The organism is Mangrovimonas sp. sgz306409 (assembly GCF_059735265.1).
The window spans coordinates 300350-317989 of the sequence record NZ_JCAPEU010000001.1; the positions used below are offsets into that span (position 1 = coordinate 300350).

Genomic DNA, 17640 nt, shown 5'->3' on the forward strand with positions numbered 1-17640 from the left:
ATGAAAAATCTACAACAAAGCAATTACTGCTCGGCCTTACACACTGTAAAAAATCTAAAAGAAAAATACGGTGAATCCTGGAAATCAATTAGCTCAGAAAATGCAGCTAGAATGATTGCGCAAAATCCTTTTAAAACAGGTTTGGACATAGCCAAATACACGGCTAGCATCATGAGAAAGGACATGGCAGAATACGACGCTGATTCTTCAAATTACACCCAGTCTCTTGGCTGTTGGCACGGTTTTATTGCCCAGCAAAAAATGATCGCCATCAAGAAGCACCATAAAACCACTAACAAGAAATACCTTTATCTATCGGGCTGGATGGTAGCCGCCTTGCGCTCAGAATTTGGACCATTACCAGACCAATCCATGCATGAAAAAACAGCAGTGCCAAAATTGATTCATGAAATCTATCAGTTTTTACGTCAAGCGGATGCCATAGAGCTTAATGATTTGTTTAGAAGATTGGAAAACGGTGAAGATGTCCAAGAACAGATTGACAATTTTGAAACACACATCGTCCCCATCATTGCCGATATCGATGCTGGTTTTGGAAATGAAGAAGCCACTTACCTCTTGGCAAAACAAATGATCCAAGCCGGAGCTTGCGCTATTCAAATTGAAAACCAAGTATCCGACGCCAAACAATGCGGCCACCAAGATGGTAAAGTTACCGTTCCTCATGAGGATTTTATAGCCAAACTTAATGCGGTGAGGTATGCGTTCCTTGAATTAGGTGTTGAAGATGGCATTATCGTAGCCAGAACAGATTCAGAAGGTGCTGGTCTAACACAAAAATTACCGGTTAACAAAGAGCCCGGTGATTTAGCTTCGCAATATCTAGCCTTTATTGAAGCTGAAGAAACTAGTATTATTAATGCCAAAGAAGATGATGTCCTCTTTAAACGTGGTGGTAAACTAGTAAAACCTGTTAGGCTTCCAAATGGGCTTTATAAATTCAGAGAACACACAAATATTGATAGGGTGGTTTTAGATTGTATAACAAGCCTTCAAAATGGAGCAGATTTGCTTTGGATAGAAACCCCAACACCAAACCTAAAACAAATTGCCCACATGGTTAACCGAGTAAAAGCTGTTGTTCCCAATGCCAAATTGGTTTATAATAATTCTCCTTCCTTTAACTGGACCTTGAATTTTAGAAAACAGGCGTACGAAGAAATGCTTTCATCTGGAAAAGATATGTCCTTTTATGACAAGGATAATTTAATGGATATAAAATATGATAACTCAGAACTATCTTATATAGCAGATGATAAAATAAAATCGTTTCAAAAAGATGCCTCAAATGAGGCAGGGGTTTTTCACCATTTAATTACCCTTCCAACATACCACACCACAGCTCTCCATATGAATGATTTATCGGAAAACTATTTCGGAGAAGATGGCATGTTGGCTTACGTTAAAAAGGTGCAGCGACAAGAAATTCGAAAAGGTGTTTCCTGTGTAAAGCATCAAAGAATGGCAGGTTCGGACTTAGGTGATGACCATAAGACGTTCTTTTCTGGCGAACAGGCCTTAAAAGCAAGCGGCAAGAAAAATACTTCTCATCAATTTGAAAGTAATAAGAATGAAAATAAAACTATTAAGAAGCTCCCATTGACAGCATAGTTTTTCAGTTTACACATTTCAAATAAAAAGAAAGGCGTCTCGATAATTTCAAGACGCCTTTTTGATCAATTTTTGACCAATCTTTTATTTAATATTACAACTTGTAATTTCGGTAACCCTCAACGTATTTACCATTCCTTTTTCCTGAATAGGCATAGCGGCCAAACTTACCAACATATCCCCTTCGGTTAAATAGCCTTTTTCACAAGCAATGGCGTTCACATCTTCGATGGTTTCATCGGTACTTACAAACCTGTCATAATAGAATGCATTCACACCCCAAAGTAAACTAAGTTGAGTTAGAATACGCTTGTTAGAGGTAAACACCAAGATATGTGATTTTGGTCTCCAAGCCGAAATCTGGAATGCTGTATAACCACTGTTTGTCAATGTAGAAATAGCTTTAGCATTGATTTCGTTAGCCATATTGGCAGCGTGGTAACAAATTGACTTTGTAATGTAGCGCTTTGTACGAATGTGAGGTGGCGATTGTGGCACTTGGATTAAATGAGAATCTTCCACACTACGAATAATGTTAGACATAGTTCTAATTACCTGAACAGGATACGACCCAACAGATGTTTCTCCAGAAAGCATTACCGCATCGGCACCATCCATTACCGAGTTGGCAACGTCGTTTACCTCGGCACGGGTTGGCGTTAAACTGGAAATCATAGTTTCCATCATTTGGGTAGCAATAATTACTGGAATCCTAGCTTTTTTAGCACGTAATACCAATTGCTTCTGAATTAGAGGAACTTCCTGAGCAGGAATTTCCACACCCAAATCTCCACGAGCTACCATTAATCCATCACAGTAAGCCACAATCTTATCGATATTTTCTACGGCCTCTGGCTTTTCAATTTTGGCTACAATTGGAATTTTATATTCGCTGTGTTCTTTGATCAGCTCTTGAAGTTGCATTAAATCTTCAGCGTGGCGCACAAAAGACAATGCAATCCAATCTACATTTTGACCAATAGCGAAAATAGCATCTTCAATATCCTTTTCTGTAAGAGCAGGCTGCGAGATGTTTGTGTTAGGAAGGTTAACCCCTTTTTTAGACTTCAAAGGCCCTCCTTGAATTACCCTAGCCTTAACTTCGGTTTCGTTATTTGTAGATACAACTTCAAAGATCAGCTTCCCGTCATCCAACAAAATTCGCTCTCCAGGTTTGGCATCTTGAGGGAATTTCTCATAAGTCATGTAAACACGCTCTTTGGTTCCTTCAAAGCGCTCTCCAGTCGCAAAAATGATCTCGTCTCCTTCATTCACTACCACTTCACCTTTCATAACTCCAACGCGAAGTTTTGGCCCTTGAAGATCCGCCAATATGGCTGTGTTAAATCCAAATTCTTCATTCAGCTCTCGGATCATTCTGATGCGTTCTGCCACATCATTATAATCTGCGTGAGAAAAGTTAATTCGGAACACGTTAACACCTTCTTCCATCATCCCTTTCAATACTTCCTTAGTACTGGTTGCAGGACCTAAAGTGGCAACTATTTTAGTTTTCTTTCTTTGTTGCATTAATTAAAAAATTAAATAATCTTTAGATTTCAATTGTTCGGTATCTACACTGTAGGCCGTAATAACCTGTGGTATAGACTGTATTTTTTCGAGAGCCAATTTTTCATTAAACTGTTCATTCTCGTCTGTTATCTTTACTAAATAATCAACATTTTTTAGTTCAGGAATCAAATTATAGGTTTTCAACACCTTTTCCTGAGCATCAAAAAGCGACCCAGAGCTTTGCAAACTGTCTTCTTCTTTTTTACATACATTGGAAATTAAATTCCAAGTCATGTACTTCTGTTCATTATCCCATTCATAAATAGCGTAAGTAGCCGCAAAATATTTATAATCCAAATCTTGGGGTTTACGCTTCAATTTGATATCTAAGTAGGAATTCAGCAGGTAAGCCAATCTGTAATCTTCCAACCTACAATGAATGGCTAAAAGTGAAAAAGAGGCATCATAAAAATCGTCAACAAGTAATTTATGCAAAGCCATGCTCCCATCAAAATATTGATGGTGTAAATATACTATATTAAAATAATTTAAAAATGAAGTTTCCGTTAATCTTCTTCCAAAACCCAACGAAAACGTTATAGTTAATTATAATTTATTGCAATATTATGGCTATTCGTTAAAAAACTTTGAGATTTTATTTTGATAGGCAAAGAAGGCTCTTTTGGAAGCTTTTTCCTCAGCCTTTTTCTTGGATGTGGCCCTCGCCTTTGCCACCACCTTATTGTCTATGGACAATTTTACAGAAAAGTGTTTTAAGTTGTCGTTACCGGTATCTTCGTATACATTGTAATCGAAGGTTTTCTTTTCCTTTTGGCACCATTCAATCAACAAACTTTTATAGCTGATGACCTTTCCTTCTAATGTTTCAATGTCTACATGGGGATTTATGACACGATCATAAATAAATCGTTCGCAGTATTTATACCCACGGTCTAAAAATATGGCTCCAACTAAAGCCTCAAAAAGGTTTCCGTGAATATTGTTCCCAAAGTTGGATTTGGCAATTTTACTTTCCACCAAATCAATAAGCTTTAGCTCCTTTCCAAGTTCATTTAAATGCTCACGGCTTACTACCTTGGAGCGCATCTTGGTAAGATAGCCTTCATCTCCTTGGGGCACTTCACTAAATAGGTAAGATGCTACAACAGCACTTAACATAGCATCGCCAACAAACTCCAAGCGCTCGTAATTGATTGGGTTCCCCTTTTTGTCCCTTAAATTCATGGAACGATGGGTAAATGCCTTAACATACAAGCTTTTATCCTTTGGCCTAAACCCTAGAATACTTTTCAGTTGTAAAAAAAAATTCCCGTCATTTTTAGAACGGGAATTTAATATGTTACGAATGTAATTCATTCGGGAATTAATCTAATTTTTTGAATAAGACACAAGCATTGTGTCCTCCAAAGCCAAAGGTATTGCTCATGGCAACCTTAATGTCGCGCTTTTGAGCTTTGTTCAATGTTAAATTCAATGATGGGTCAATATTTTCATCTACAACCTCATGATTGATCGTTGGCGGTACAATACCGTGCTCCATCGCCAAAATAGAAGCAATTGCTTCGATAGCTCCGGCAGCTCCCAACAAGTGACCTGTCATGGATTTGGTAGAATTAATATTGATGTTTTTGGCGTGATCACCAAAAACTTCAGAAATTGCCTTAAGCTCCGCAACATCCCCTAAAGGCGTTGATGTTCCGTGAGTGTTGATATGATCAACTTCTTCAGGAGCAATTCCTGCATTCTCCAAACAATTTTTCATTACCGCAATTACACCAATACCGTCTGGATGTGGCGCTGTCATATGATAGGCATCTGATGACAACCCGCCTCCTAAAAGTTCAGCATATATTTTGGCGCCTCTTGCTTTGGCATGCTCATATTCTTCAAGGATAATAGCGCCTGCTCCTTCTCCTAAAACAAAACCATCTCTGGTGGCATCAAAAGGCCTTGAGGCCGTTTCCGGACTCTCGTTTCTTGTGGACAAGGCATGCATTGCGTTAAATCCTCCCATACCTGCAATGGTTACGGCCGCTTCGCTTCCTCCTGTTACTACTACATCACAATGCCCCAATCTAATATAGTTTAAAGCATCGATCATAGCATTTGCAGAAGAGGCACAGGCAGAAACCGTTGTGTAGTTTGGCCCCATAAATCCATTTTTGATGGAAATGTTACCAGGTGCAATGTCTGCAATCATTTTAGGAATAAAGAACGGATTAAACCTTGGGGTACCGTCTCCAGAAGCAAAGTTTAGCACTTCATCCTGAAAGGTCTCCAAACCTCCAATTCCTGCTCCCCAAATAACTCCTACACGTAATTTGTTAATGGCGTCCAAATCCAATTTTGCATCGGCGATTGCCTCGTCTGAAGCTACCATTGCATATTGGGTGAAACGGTCCATTTTACGAGCCTCTTTTCTATCGATAAAATCGGTAGCGTTGAAGTTTTTTAACTCGCAAGCAAATTTGGTTTTGAATTTTTCAGCATCAAAATATGTTAAAGGTGCTGCACCGCTTTTTCCACTCACAAGGCCTTCCCAATATTCATCCTTGGTATTGCCTATAGGGGTCAAAGCACCCAGACCTGTAACTACTACTCGCCTTAATTCCATAAATTGTTTTTAATTATTTTGCTTCTTCTATGTATGAAATAGCTTGACCAACTGTTGCAATGTTCTCAGCTTGATCGTCTGGAATTTGAATATCGAATTCTTTTTCGAACTCCATAATTAATTCTACAGTGTCCAATGAATCTGCGCCTAAATCGTTAGTGAAGCTTGCTTCAGCAACCACTTCGTTTTCATCAACACCTAATTTGTCTACGATAATCGCTTTTACTCTTGATGCAATGTCTGACATAATCTTTAATTTTAAGTTTTAATTAGTTGGCAAAAATAAAAAACTTTATTCTTATAACACACCTTTACTTTAAAAATGTGTTTCTAAAATTACTAAATTCTCATCTAAGTATTTTCATTTTACGCTTCTTATTGTGAAATATTATTCTTTTTTTTGTTTAGGTTTTTAGGGGCGCTGTTAAAACATTATAAAGAACAAAACACCAATACCTAAGGAAGCGCGCGCAACCCTACTGTTATTTTCAACGTAATATCCAAAATAGAAGACTGAAACATGAAACGTATTGTCATATTTGCATCGGGCAGTGGCAGCAATGCCGAGAATTTAATCAAGTATTTTTCGAAATCAAAAACAGCTTCGGTAGTTCAAGTTTTGACCAACAATCCGCAAGCCACAGTCTTGGATCGCTGCAAAAAACTAGAAGTGAGCGCCCTTTCGTTCAACAGAGTTTCCCTTTATAAAACGGATGATGTTTTAAATATTCTCAAAGCCTCCAAACCAGACTTGATTGTATTGGCAGGCTTTTTATGGAAGTTCCCGGAAAATATCCTACATGAGTTCCCAAACAAAGTTATCAACATCCATCCCGCCCTACTACCTAAATATGGAGGAAAAGGCATGTATGGCATGCATGTGCACGAAGCGGTTGTAGCCAACAAAGAACTGCAAACAGGAATTACAATCCACTACGTTAATGAAAACTATGACGAGGGAGCCATCATTTTCCAAGACAGTTGTTTTGTAGACACTTTGGATAATGCAAATGATGTTGCCAAAAAAATTCACGATTTGGAGATGAAACATTTTCCTGTTGTGGTTGAAAAACTCCTAACGGAAGAACATTTAAAATAACTGTTTTCCCTTTTAAAAGAGACACCGTTTACTACTACTAAAATTTACTATTATATATTAAGGTATAAATGGCCAAGAAAAAGCAAAAATACTACACCGTTTGGAAGGGCCATAACACCGGTGTGTTCGACAATTGGAATGACTGCAAAGCCCAAATAAAGGATTATCAAGGAGCTCTTTATAAATCTTTCCCCACTTTTGAGGCCGCAAAAGCTGCCTTCAAAGGGAATTACAAAGATTTTATCGGACAGCCCAAAACCTTTAAAAGCACGCTTTCTCCTGCAGAACTCCAAAAGATAGGACAACCAAATTACAATTCCATTTCGGTGGATGCTGCCTCAAGTGGCAACCCAGGCATTATGGAATACCGCGGCGTGGACACCAAGACCAAAAAACAACTCTTCATTCAAGGCCCCTTCCCTGAAGGCACCAATAATATTGGTGAGTTCCTCGCTATTGTACACGGCTTGGCAATGCTCAAAAAAAACAATAGTAACCGCATTATCTACACCGATTCTAAAACCGCCATGAGCTGGGTGAAGAAAAAAACCTGCAATACCAAGCTTCCTCGCAATGAGAAAAACAAGGCACTTTTTGAACTTGTAGACCGCGCTGTAAGTTGGCTAAAAAATAACGACTATACCACCACCATTGTTAAATGGGAAACCAAAGCTTGGGGTGAAATTCCAGCAGATTTTGGAAGAAAATAATATTCGTAATTTAGAGCGTAAAACACTATATTTGCACAAAATTTTGAAACCTCTTTATGAGCAAGTTAGTTATTGTTGGAACGGTAGCATTCGATGCTATTGAAACCCCTTTCGGAAAAACCGATAAAATTCTTGGAGGTGCCGCAACCTTTATAGGATTGGCAGCTTCAGAATTTAATGTAGACGCCTCAATTGTATCTGTAGTTGGAGGCGATTTTCCACAAGACTACTTGAACCTTTTATCCAACAGACGTTTAGATATCTCTGGGATTGAAATAGTGGAACACGGCAAAACATTCTTTTGGAGTGGCCGCTACCACAACAATATGAATTCCCGAGACACCTTGGTAACCGAACTGAACGTTTTGGCAGATTTCAACCCAGTGGTTCCTGAAAAATATAGAGATTCTGAAATTGTAATGTTAGGAAATTTACACCCTATCGTACAATCTAGCGTCTTGGACCAAATGGTGAACACCCCAAAATTGGCCATTTTAGACACTATGAACTTTTGGATGGACCATGCCTTGGAAGATCTTTTAAACGTCATCAAGCGCATCGATGTGATTACCATCAACGACGAAGAGGCCAAACAGCTGACAGGAGAACACTCTTTATTAACTGCTGCTAAAAAAATCCATGAAATGGGTCCTAAATATGTGGTAATTAAAAAAGGTGAACACGGCGCTTTGCTGTTCCATGAAGAACATATGTTTGCAGCTCCCGCGTTACCATTGGAGCAAGTTTTTGATCCAACAGGCGCAGGCGACACCTTTGCAGGGGGTTTTGCTGGATATTTGGCAAAATCCAAAGACTTGTCTTTTGAGAACATGAAAAATGCGGTCATTTATGGGTCCGCCATGGCATCTTTCAGTGTTGAAAGATTTGGAACCGAGCGAATGCAGGATTTATCATCCAATGAAATCCATAAACGCATACAGCAATTTGAAAATTTAACGCAGTTTAAAATTAACTAGCATAATACAACGCGCTCTTATACGAGTGCGTTTTTAATTAAACAATTATCCTGCTTCGGCAGAAACCTTGACAACAGACATTATGAGTGATGCTTTAAAACATGAATGCGGAATCGCACTTATTAGACTTTTAAAACCATTGGAATTCTATAAAGAAAAGTATGGAAGTGCTTTTTATGGCGTTAACAAAATGTATTTGATGATGGAAAAACAACACAACCGTGGTCAGGACGGCGCCGGTTTTGCCAGCATTAAATTAGATACAGAGCCAGGAGAGCGCTATATAAGTCGTGTGCGGTCTATTGCCCAACAGCCAATACAGGATATTTTTGCTCAAATCAATTCCAGAATCAACAAGGAATTGAGCGAGAATCCAGAATATGCCGACGATGTAGAGCTTCAAAAGCGTCATATTCCTTATGTAGGCGAATTGCTTTTAGGACATGTTCGCTATGGAACTTTTGGAAAGAACAGTGTAGAAAGCGTTCACCCATTTTTAAGACAAAACAACTGGATGCACAGAAACCTTATTGTTGCAGGTAACTTCAACATGACCAATGTAAACCAATTGTTTGATGGATTGGTTCGTTTGGGTCAGCATCCAAAAGAAAAGGCAGACACCATTACCATCATGGAAAAGATTGGTCACTTTTTGGATGATGCCGTTTCTAAAAAATACAAACAACTTAAAGCAGAAGGTTACAGCAAAAGAGAATGTTCTCCAATTATTGCAGAACGTTTAAACGTAGCTAAAATATTAAAAAGAGCCGCCAAGAATTGGGATGGAGGTTACGCTATGGCCGGTTTGTTAGGTCACGGAGATTCCTTCGTTTTACGTGATCCAGCAGGTATTAGACCAGCTTATTACTACAAGGATGATGAAGTTGTGGTAGTAGCTTCCGAACGTCCAGTAATCCAAACCGTATTCAATGTGGATTTTGATAAAGTAATTGAATTGGATCCGGGTCATGCCATCATCACCAAAAAATCTGGAGAAGTTTCCATCAAAAAGATTCTTGAGCCATTAGAGCGTAAAGCTTGTTCTTTTGAACGCATCTATTTTTCAAGAGGAAGTGATGCAGAAATATACCAAGAGCGCAAGACCCTTGGTAAACTTTTAATGCCAAAAGTTCTTGAAACAATAGAGAACGATACTAAAAATACGGTATTCTCCTTTATTCCAAATACTGCGGAAACATCATTTTTCGGAATGATTGAATCTATTGAAAAACACCTTAACGAAAAGAAAACAAAAGCCATTCTTGACGGAGGCGGTAAACTTTCTGCAGAACATGTGACTGAAATTTTATCAGAAAGACCAAGAATTGAAAAAATTGCCATCAAGGACGTTAAATTAAGAACCTTCATTACTGAAGACAGTAGTAGAGATGATTTGGTTGCACACGTTTATGATGCCACTTACGGGGTTATTAAACCACAGGACAATTTGGTAATTATCGACGACAGTATTGTTCGTGGAACCACTTTGAAAAAGAGTATCATTAAAATGATGGACCGTTTACATCCTAAGAAAATTGTTGTTGTATCCTCCGCTCCACAAATTAGATATCCTGATTGTTATGGTATTGACATGGCAAGACTTGAAGACCTAATTGCTTTTAGAGCCATGTTGGAATTGCTAAAAGAAAATGACAAATACCATATGGTTGAGGACGTTTACCACAAATGTAAAGAGCAGGTGGACTTAGAAGACAAAGATGTTCAAAACTTTGTAAAAGAGCTTTACGATCAATTTACAGATGATGAAATATCTGATAAAATTTCTGAATTGATATGTGATGACAGCATTAACGCCGAGGTTAAAGCCATCTTCCAAACAGTGGATAATTTGCATACTGCATGTCCGAAGAACTTAGGAGATTGGTATTTCACAGGAGACTATCCAACAGCTGGAGGTAACCGAGTGGTTAACAGAGCGTTCATCAATTTCTTTGAAGGAAACAAAGAAAGAGCTTATTAACAGCTTTGATATTTTAGAGCACTTTATCCGATAAAACGACTTTTTATCTAATTTAAATGCATTTCATCTAATAATTATCAACAGTTAAGCAAATTACGTATACTTTAGCATCACCATAACATAAGTAGGTTAAGTTCATGGTAGATTTGGGGCAAAAAAAGGTGAACAACAGTTCACCTTTTTTTATTTTCGGTCAATTCTACACCTAATCACCTCTATTTCAGACTGCATTTCGTCGAACAAATAACTTTCAGGGATTCCATAACATATCAAAATAAAATCGCTTTTTACCGCTTAAACCGATTTATGGGTCTTTAATCTAAAAAATTTAAATGTTAAAATTAAGACCTTATATATTTGTCAATACCATAACATAAGTAGGTTAAGTTTATGGTAGATTTGGGGCAAAAAAGGTGAACTAATGTTCACCTTTTTTATTTGTCATAGCTTCTTAAAAATACATGACATAAAAAAAGCAAGCCTTTTGGCTTGCCTTTATAAATTTAGCTATACTAAAATTATTTTGCTTCAGCATACCTACGCTCAACTTCATTCCAGTTAATAAGGTTGAAAAATGCGTTGATATAATCTGGTCTTCTGTTTTGGTAGTGTAAATAGTAAGCGTGCTCCCAAACATCCAATCCTAAAATAGGGGTTCCTTCGCAACCAATTCCAGGCATTAATGGGTTGTCCTGGTTAGGCGTAGAACAAACTTCTACTTTTCCTCCTTTGTGAACACACAACCATGCCCATCCGGATCCAAATCTAGTTGCCGCAGCTTTACTGAACGCATCCTTGAAGGCCTCTTCCGAACCAAATGCAGTTTCGATAGCGTCTTTTAATTCTCCAGACAAAACTCCTTTTCCTTCAGGATTCATAACCTCCCAAAATAAATTGTGGTTGTAAAATCCTCCACCATTGTTTCTTACAGCGGTATTGTCCATATCTAAATTGGTAAGGATATTTTCTATCGTTTTTCCTTCCAAATCAGTTCCTGCAATAGCGTTATTCAAGTTGGTGGTATAGCCGTTATGATGTTTTGTATGATGTATTTCCATAGTACGCGCATCGATGTGTGGTTCCAAAGCATCGTATGCATATTTTAATTTCGGTAATTCGAAAGCCATAATATTTGTTTTATTTGATTAATATTAATTTCATCCAAATTTACACATAATACAGCGCAATTAAAAATATTAAATAGCTATGAAATGATTGATAGTTTCTATCTTGTCAAAAATTCGTTGTATGCAAAACCTGAGCCCATTTTCAATCTATAATGCCTCTGCCGGAAGTGGAAAAACATATACTCTAGTTAAAGATTACCTGAAAATTCTAGTTACCTCCACACACCCAAAACAGTTTAAGCATATCTTGGCCATCACGTTTACCAACAAAGCAGTTGGAGAGATGAAGGAACGTATTATAAACACCTTGCAATTATTTGCAAAACCCGAGATTTTGGATCAAGGCAATAGTATGTTTGAAGAGCTTTGCATGGAAGCCAAATTGTCCCCGAAAGAACTTCATGACAAATCCAAGCGCATCCTAAATGCCATTGTACACAATTACGCCAGTTTTGACATTTCTACTATAGACGGCTTTACCCATAAACTCATAAGGACTTTTGCACACGATTTAAAACTCCCTTTAAACTTTGAAGTAGAACTGGACCAAAACACTTTATTGAACGAAGCTGTTGACAGTCTTATTTCAAAAGCTGGCACCAACAAAGAACTTACTAAGGTTTTGGTAGATTTCGCCATTGAAAAGGCAGATGACGATAAAAGTTGGGACATTTCATTCGATTTTAACAAGATTGCCAAATTATTAATCAATGAAAATGAATTGCCTTTTGTAAAAACCTTCAAGGACAAATCCTTGCAAGATTTTACAAGCATAAAAAAGGAATTGATCAAAAAAAGTTCCAACCTAGACAACTCTATTAAAACAGAAGCGGAAGCTGCCTTGGAATTGATTGATGAAAGTGGTTTGGAACATGGTGATTTCACAAGAGGAAGCCTCCCTAAGTTTTTTATTAAAGCTACAGACAGCAACTTTAAATACGACTTTGGTTCCACACAATGGGAAAAAGGATTCGTGGAGGGCGAGCGTTTATACCCTAAAAAAGTAACCGAGAATGTTGCTTCCACAATTGATGCCATTCAGCCCCAACTCATAGAACACTACAACAATATAAAAAACGCCTTTTATCAATCTAGATTTGCAAAGGCCATATACAAAAACAGCACACCTCTTTCGGTGCTCAATGCCATACAACACGAACTCACAACTATTCAAAAGGAACAGAACAAACTATTGATTTCGGAATTTAACAACATTATCCATAACGAAATCAAAGGCTTACCTTCCCCTTTTATTTATGAGCGCCTTGGGGAAAAATTTCGCCATTATTTCATCGATGAGTTTCAGGATACCTCCGCATTGCAATGGCAAAATCTCATTCCGTTACTTAACAACACCTTGGCGTCGGAAAGTGGAACGGCCATGTTAGTAGGGGATGCCAAACAGGCTATTTATCGTTGGCGAGGTGGTGAAGCAGAACAGTTTATTGATTTGTTCACAGACGTCAATCCATTCCAGGTGGAGAAAAAGGTGGAAAACCTCCCTACCAATTACCGTAGTTTTCAAACCATTGTTGAATTCAACAACAATCTATTTGATTTTATCTCGGAGCACACCTTTAACCATCCAACCTATCAATCGCTTTACCAAACCGCTTCCCAAAACACCTTTTCCAAGGATCAGGGATATGTGAACCTTTCCTTTTTGGAAATTTCCAAGGATGATGACAGGGACGAACTTTATTGTCAAAAAACATATGAAAGCATTTTAGCCTGCATGGACAATGGTTTTGAAGCCAAAGACATTTGTGTGTTGGTAAGAAAAGGCAAAGAAGGTGTTGCTATAGCCGATTTTTTAAATGAAAAAGGCATCGATATTGTCTCTTCGGAAACCTTATTGATTAAAAATGCTCCTGAAGTTGCCTTTACCAATGCCTTTTTAAAACTCTTGATACAGCCAAAAAACAACGAGTTAAAGGTCGACGTATTAAATTTTCTATCCGAAAAATTGAATCTTGAAGATAAGCATGCTTTTTTCAAGAAACACATTCCTTTGGAACTGAAAGAATTCATTCAAAGCCTTTCAGAATATGGGATTTTCCTTGACAGTTCTGCGCTCTTGCTTCTGCCAATCTATGATTTAGTAGAAATTGTCATAAGAAGCTTTCAACTCACAGATACCTCCAATGCCTATATTCAGTTTTACTTGGATTTGGTTTTGGAATATTCCCAAAAGCACACCTATGACCTTGCTGGATTTATTTCCTATTTCGAAAACAAGCAAGATCAATTGAGCATCATCTCTCCCGAAGGTCAAAATGCAGTACGGATTATGACCATCCACAAATCTAAAGGGTTGGAATTTCCTGTCGTGATTTTCCCTTATGCGGACATGGATATATATAGGCAAATAGACCCAAAGGTTTGGTTTCCTTTAACACCGGAAGATTTTCACGGATTCGACTATGCACTACTTAACTACGGAAAGGATATTGAACACTTTGGCGAGATAGGCCAAATGCTCTACGAAGTACAACAGGCTCAATTGGAATTGGACAACATCAACCTGCTCTACGTGGCTTGCACAAGACCCATTGAACAACTTTATATAATTTCAAAAAAGGATGCCGACTCCAAAGGAAACTTTAACAATAAAACATATGCCGGTATATTAACGCAATATCTGGCAAAGGAACAACTTTGGCAAGAAACAACTCTAGAATACACCTTTGGAACGCCACAAAGACAATCTAAAAAAATAGAATTGGCTGAACCCAACCTCATTCAAGAAGCCTTTATTTCCACCCCAAAAGAAGATCACAGCTTAAGGATTCTTACAAAAGCGGGATTACTTTGGGAAACCGAACAAGAAAGAGCCATCGAGAAAGGGAATTTGGTGCATGATATTATGGCCTTGGTACATTCTGATCAGGATGTAGATTTTGCTCTTAGACAATTCCTTGATACAGGAAAACTGAGTTCAAAACAACACGAAGAATTAAAACCATTAATTCTGAAAATCATTAACCATAGTTCCCTAAAACCATTCTTCAATTCAGATTTGGAAATTTATAACGAAAGGGACATTATTACAAAACATGGTGACATTGTAAGACCAGATAGAGTGGTCATCAATTCCCAAAAAGAAGTTACCATCATCGATTATAAAACCGGAACGGAAACCACTTCCCATCTCAAACAGCTAGAAGGTTACCAAACAGTATTGGAAGATATGGGCCTCAAGGTTGCTCACAAAATTCTTGTCTACGTCAATGATGATATTCATATAAAAGAATTTTAACTTTGCAGTAAATTGAAATTATCATGTACGGAAAAATTAAGGAGCACTTACAGCAAGAACTACAAGACATAAAAGATGCGGGATTATTTAAAGAAGAACGCATCATTACTTCACCTCAAAATGCAGAAATTACTTTAAACACGGGGCAAACCGTTTTAAATTTTTGCGCCAATAACTATCTAGGACTATCGGACCATCCAGAAGTCATCCAAGCAGCCAAGGACGCTATGGACACACATGGCTTTGGAATGTCATCCGTGAGGTTTATTTGTGGGACACAGGATATCCACAAAACTTTGGAAGCCAAAATTGCTGAATACTACGGCACTGAAGACACCATCCTTTACGCTGCAGCTTTCGATGCCAATGGAGGAGTTTTTGAACCATTATTAGGCGCTGAAGATGCCATTATCTCAGATTCACTGAATCACGCTTCCATTATTGATGGTGTACGTTTGTGTAAAGCGGCAAGATATCGTTACCAAAATAACGATATGGCCGATTTAGAGAAACAGTTGATCGCTGCCAATGAAAATGGCGCCCGTTTCAAAATTATTGTAACGGATGGGGTATTCTCCATGGATGGACTCGTTGCTCCTTTGGATCAAATTTGTGATTTGGCAGATAAATACGATGCCTTAGTAATGATTGACGAATGTCACGCTGCTGGCTTTATAGGAGAAACCGGAAGAGGTACCTTGGAAGAAAAAGGCGTAATGGGGCGTATTGACATTATTACCGGAACCCTTGGAAAAGCCTTAGGAGGCGCTATGGGTGGTTATACAACTGCCAAAAAAGAGGTTATCGAAATGTTACGTCAACGCTCTAGACCTTATTTATTTTCCAACTCATTGGCACCGGCCATCGTAGGAGCTTCTATTAAGGTATTTGAGATGCTTTCCGCAGACACTTCACTTAGAGATAAACTGGATTGGAACACCAAATATTTCAAAAAAGGAATGAAATCTGCAGGCTTTGACATTATCGATGGTGACTCTGCAATTGTACCTGTAATGCTGTATGATGCTAAGTTATCCCAAACCATGGCTAAGATGCTTTTAGAGGAAGGGATTTACGTTATTGGCTTCTTTTACCCAGTGGTTCCAAAGGACAAAGCACGTATCAGGGTACAGCTATCAGCTGCTCATAATCAGGCTCATTTGGACAAAGCAATTGCCGCTTTCACAAAGGTTGGAAAGGCCTTGGAAATTATTTAAAATTAGTCCAAACACTTATACTTTGAAGCAAATAAGCAATATTTTTATATATTTGTCTTTGTTAATAAATTTTAACAACTTACATTTGTTTACAATTAACACTTAAAATTAAATTATTCGAATATGAAAAATCTTAGCAGATTATTATTGGCTTCGTTGCTTTTATTAGGCTTCAATGCTAATGCTCAAGATGAAGACAATCCTTGGGCAGTAGGTATCGGCGTAAACATGGTTGATTTCTATCCAACTGGTGAAGATGCGCCTCTTGGTGGTTATTTTGATGAGTATTTCAATGTTGGCGATCACTACAACATTCTTCCATCATTATCAAGCCTTAGCGTTTCTAGATACATGGGTAGCGGATTTATATTTACTGCTGCTGGATCTATCAATCAAATAGAACACTTCGGTGACCAATCAGTTGATGATTTATCTTACTATGGTCTTGACGGGACTATCTCTTACAGCTTCTTAAGACATTCTACTTTCAACCCATTCATTGGAGTTGGTGGTGGTTACACTTGGGTTGATGAAATTGGAGCTGGTACTTTAAACGGAACTTTAGGATTTAACGTATGGTTTACTGAAAACATCGGTTTAACTGTACAATCTGCTTACAAACACGCGTTTGAAGATTATTTAGATACACACTTCCAACACACTGTAGGTATTGCTATCAAATTTGGTGGTAAAGATACTGATGGTGACGGAATCTATGACAAAGATGATGCTTGTCCAGAAGTTCCTGGATTGGAAGCATTCAACGGATGTCCTGACACTGACGGTGACGGAATCCAAGATAGCGAGGACGATTGTCCAAACGAAGCTGGTTTAGCTGAATTCAACGGATGTCCTGATTCTGACGGTGACGGTGTGCCAGACAAAAACGACGACTGTCCAACAGTTCCAGGATTGAAAGAATTAAATGGATGTCCAGATGCTGATGGTGACGGTGTTGCTGATAAAGATGATAACTGTCCTAACGAAGTTGGTCCAGCTGCTAACAACGGTTGTCCTTGGCCAGATAGAGACGGTGACGGTGTTGCTGATAAAGATGATAAGTGTCCAGACTTAGCTGGTCCTGCATCTAACGATGGTTGTCCAGTTGTAACTGAAGAAGTGCAAAAAGCATTGAACGCTTATGCTAAAACTATCTTGTTCGACACTGGTAAATCTTCTATCAAAGCTGAATCTGAAAAAGTACTTGCAGATATCATCGCAATCTTGAACGAGTATCCTAACGCTAAGTTTACCGTAGAAGGTCACACTGATAGTGTAGGTCGTGAAGATTCAAACATGAAGTTATCTGAAGCTAGAGCACTTTCTGTAAAAGACTACTTAGTTGATCACGGTATCGATGAGTTCAGATTATCTTCTAGAGGATATGGAGAGTCTAGCCCAATTGACACTAACGATACTAAAGCAGGTAGAGCTAACAACAGACGTGTTGAAATTAACTTAGTAAAATAAGAGGTTCTAAACCTTAAAAAT

14 protein-coding genes are annotated in these 17640 nt (G+C 38.2%); 8 read left to right on the forward strand and 6 right to left on the reverse strand.

The window, feature by feature from the left end:
• Nucleotides 1-1632: an isocitrate lyase gene (locus AC6I5C_RS01305; RefSeq protein WP_497903579.1), complete on the forward strand. Its 1632-nt coding sequence runs from the start codon at nt 1-3 to the stop codon at nt 1630-1632.
• An 84-nt stretch (nt 1633-1716) separates the two neighbouring features.
• Here the strand turns inward: AC6I5C_RS01305 and pyk are convergent, their stop codons facing one another.
• The 5 genes from pyk to AC6I5C_RS01330 form a co-directional block, all read right to left on the reverse strand.
• Nucleotides 1717-3162: a pyruvate kinase gene (gene pyk, locus AC6I5C_RS01310; protein WP_497903580.1), complete on the reverse strand. Its 1446-nt coding sequence runs from the start codon at nt 3160-3162 to the stop codon at nt 1717-1719.
• A gap of 3 nt (nt 3163-3165) precedes the next feature.
• On the reverse strand, nt 3166-3645 hold the full coding sequence (locus tag AC6I5C_RS01315) for an IPExxxVDY family protein (protein WP_497903581.1): 480 nt from the start codon (nt 3643-3645) through the stop codon (nt 3166-3168).
• Nucleotides 3646-3774: 129 nt separating this feature from the next.
• Nucleotides 3775-4521, reverse strand: coding sequence for a ribonuclease III (gene rnc / locus AC6I5C_RS01320; RefSeq protein ID WP_497903582.1), 747 nt, complete (start codon nt 4519-4521; stop codon nt 3775-3777).
• Between the two features lie 7 nt (nt 4522-4528).
• A complete protein-coding gene (fabF, locus tag AC6I5C_RS01325) occupies nt 4529-5779 on the reverse strand; it encodes a beta-ketoacyl-ACP synthase II (protein WP_497903583.1) in 1251 nt (416 codons plus the stop codon).
• Between the two features lie 13 nt (nt 5780-5792).
• The gene (locus AC6I5C_RS01330; RefSeq protein WP_009778413.1) at nt 5793-6026 is read right to left on the reverse strand and encodes an acyl carrier protein; all 234 of its coding nucleotides are present in this window, start codon (nt 6024-6026) and stop codon (nt 5793-5795) included.
• 273 nt (nt 6027-6299) lie between these two features.
• Here AC6I5C_RS01330 and purN point away from each other — a divergent pair, with 273 nt between their 5' ends.
• The 4 genes from purN (at nt 6300) to AC6I5C_RS01350 (ending at nt 10546) form a co-directional block, all read left to right on the forward strand.
• Nucleotides 6300-6878: a phosphoribosylglycinamide formyltransferase gene (purN, locus tag AC6I5C_RS01335; RefSeq protein ID WP_053976735.1), complete on the forward strand. Its 579-nt coding sequence runs from the start codon at nt 6300-6302 to the stop codon at nt 6876-6878.
• 68 nt (nt 6879-6946) lie between these two features.
• On the forward strand, nt 6947-7588 hold the full coding sequence (locus tag AC6I5C_RS01340) for a ribonuclease H1 domain-containing protein (protein ID WP_053976734.1): 642 nt from the start codon (nt 6947-6949) through the stop codon (nt 7586-7588).
• A gap of 56 nt (nt 7589-7644) precedes the next feature.
• On the forward strand, nt 7645-8565 hold the full coding sequence (locus AC6I5C_RS01345) for a PfkB family carbohydrate kinase (RefSeq protein ID WP_053976733.1): 921 nt from the start codon (nt 7645-7647) through the stop codon (nt 8563-8565).
• Between the two features lie 82 nt (nt 8566-8647).
• The gene (locus AC6I5C_RS01350) at nt 8648-10546 is read left to right on the forward strand and encodes an amidophosphoribosyltransferase (protein ID WP_497903956.1); all 1899 of its coding nucleotides are present in this window, start codon (nt 8648-8650) and stop codon (nt 10544-10546) included.
• Between the two features lie 518 nt (nt 10547-11064).
• On the opposite strand, the gene AC6I5C_RS01355 is transcribed toward AC6I5C_RS01350, so the two are convergent.
• The gene (locus tag AC6I5C_RS01355) at nt 11065-11673 is read right to left on the reverse strand and encodes a superoxide dismutase (protein WP_497903584.1); all 609 of its coding nucleotides are present in this window, start codon (nt 11671-11673) and stop codon (nt 11065-11067) included.
• A gap of 121 nt (nt 11674-11794) precedes the next feature.
• On the opposite strand from AC6I5C_RS01355, the gene AC6I5C_RS01360 reads away from it, so the two are divergent.
• The 3 genes from AC6I5C_RS01360 (at nt 11795) to AC6I5C_RS01370 (ending at nt 17619) form a co-directional block, all read left to right on the forward strand.
• Entirely contained in the window at nt 11795-14932 is a 3138-nt protein-coding gene (locus AC6I5C_RS01360; RefSeq protein ID WP_497903585.1) for a UvrD-helicase domain-containing protein, read from the forward strand.
• Nucleotides 14933-14955: 23 nt separating this feature from the next.
• Nucleotides 14956-16149 (forward strand): glycine C-acetyltransferase, encoded by a 1194-nt coding sequence (gene kbl / locus AC6I5C_RS01365; protein WP_497903586.1) that lies wholly within the window; start codon nt 14956-14958, stop codon nt 16147-16149.
• A 123-nt stretch (nt 16150-16272) separates the two neighbouring features.
• Complete coding sequence (locus AC6I5C_RS01370; protein WP_497903587.1) at nt 16273-17619, forward strand: OmpA family protein; 1347 nt, start codon at nt 16273-16275, stop codon at nt 17617-17619.
• Nucleotides 17620-17640 lie beyond the last annotated feature (21 nt).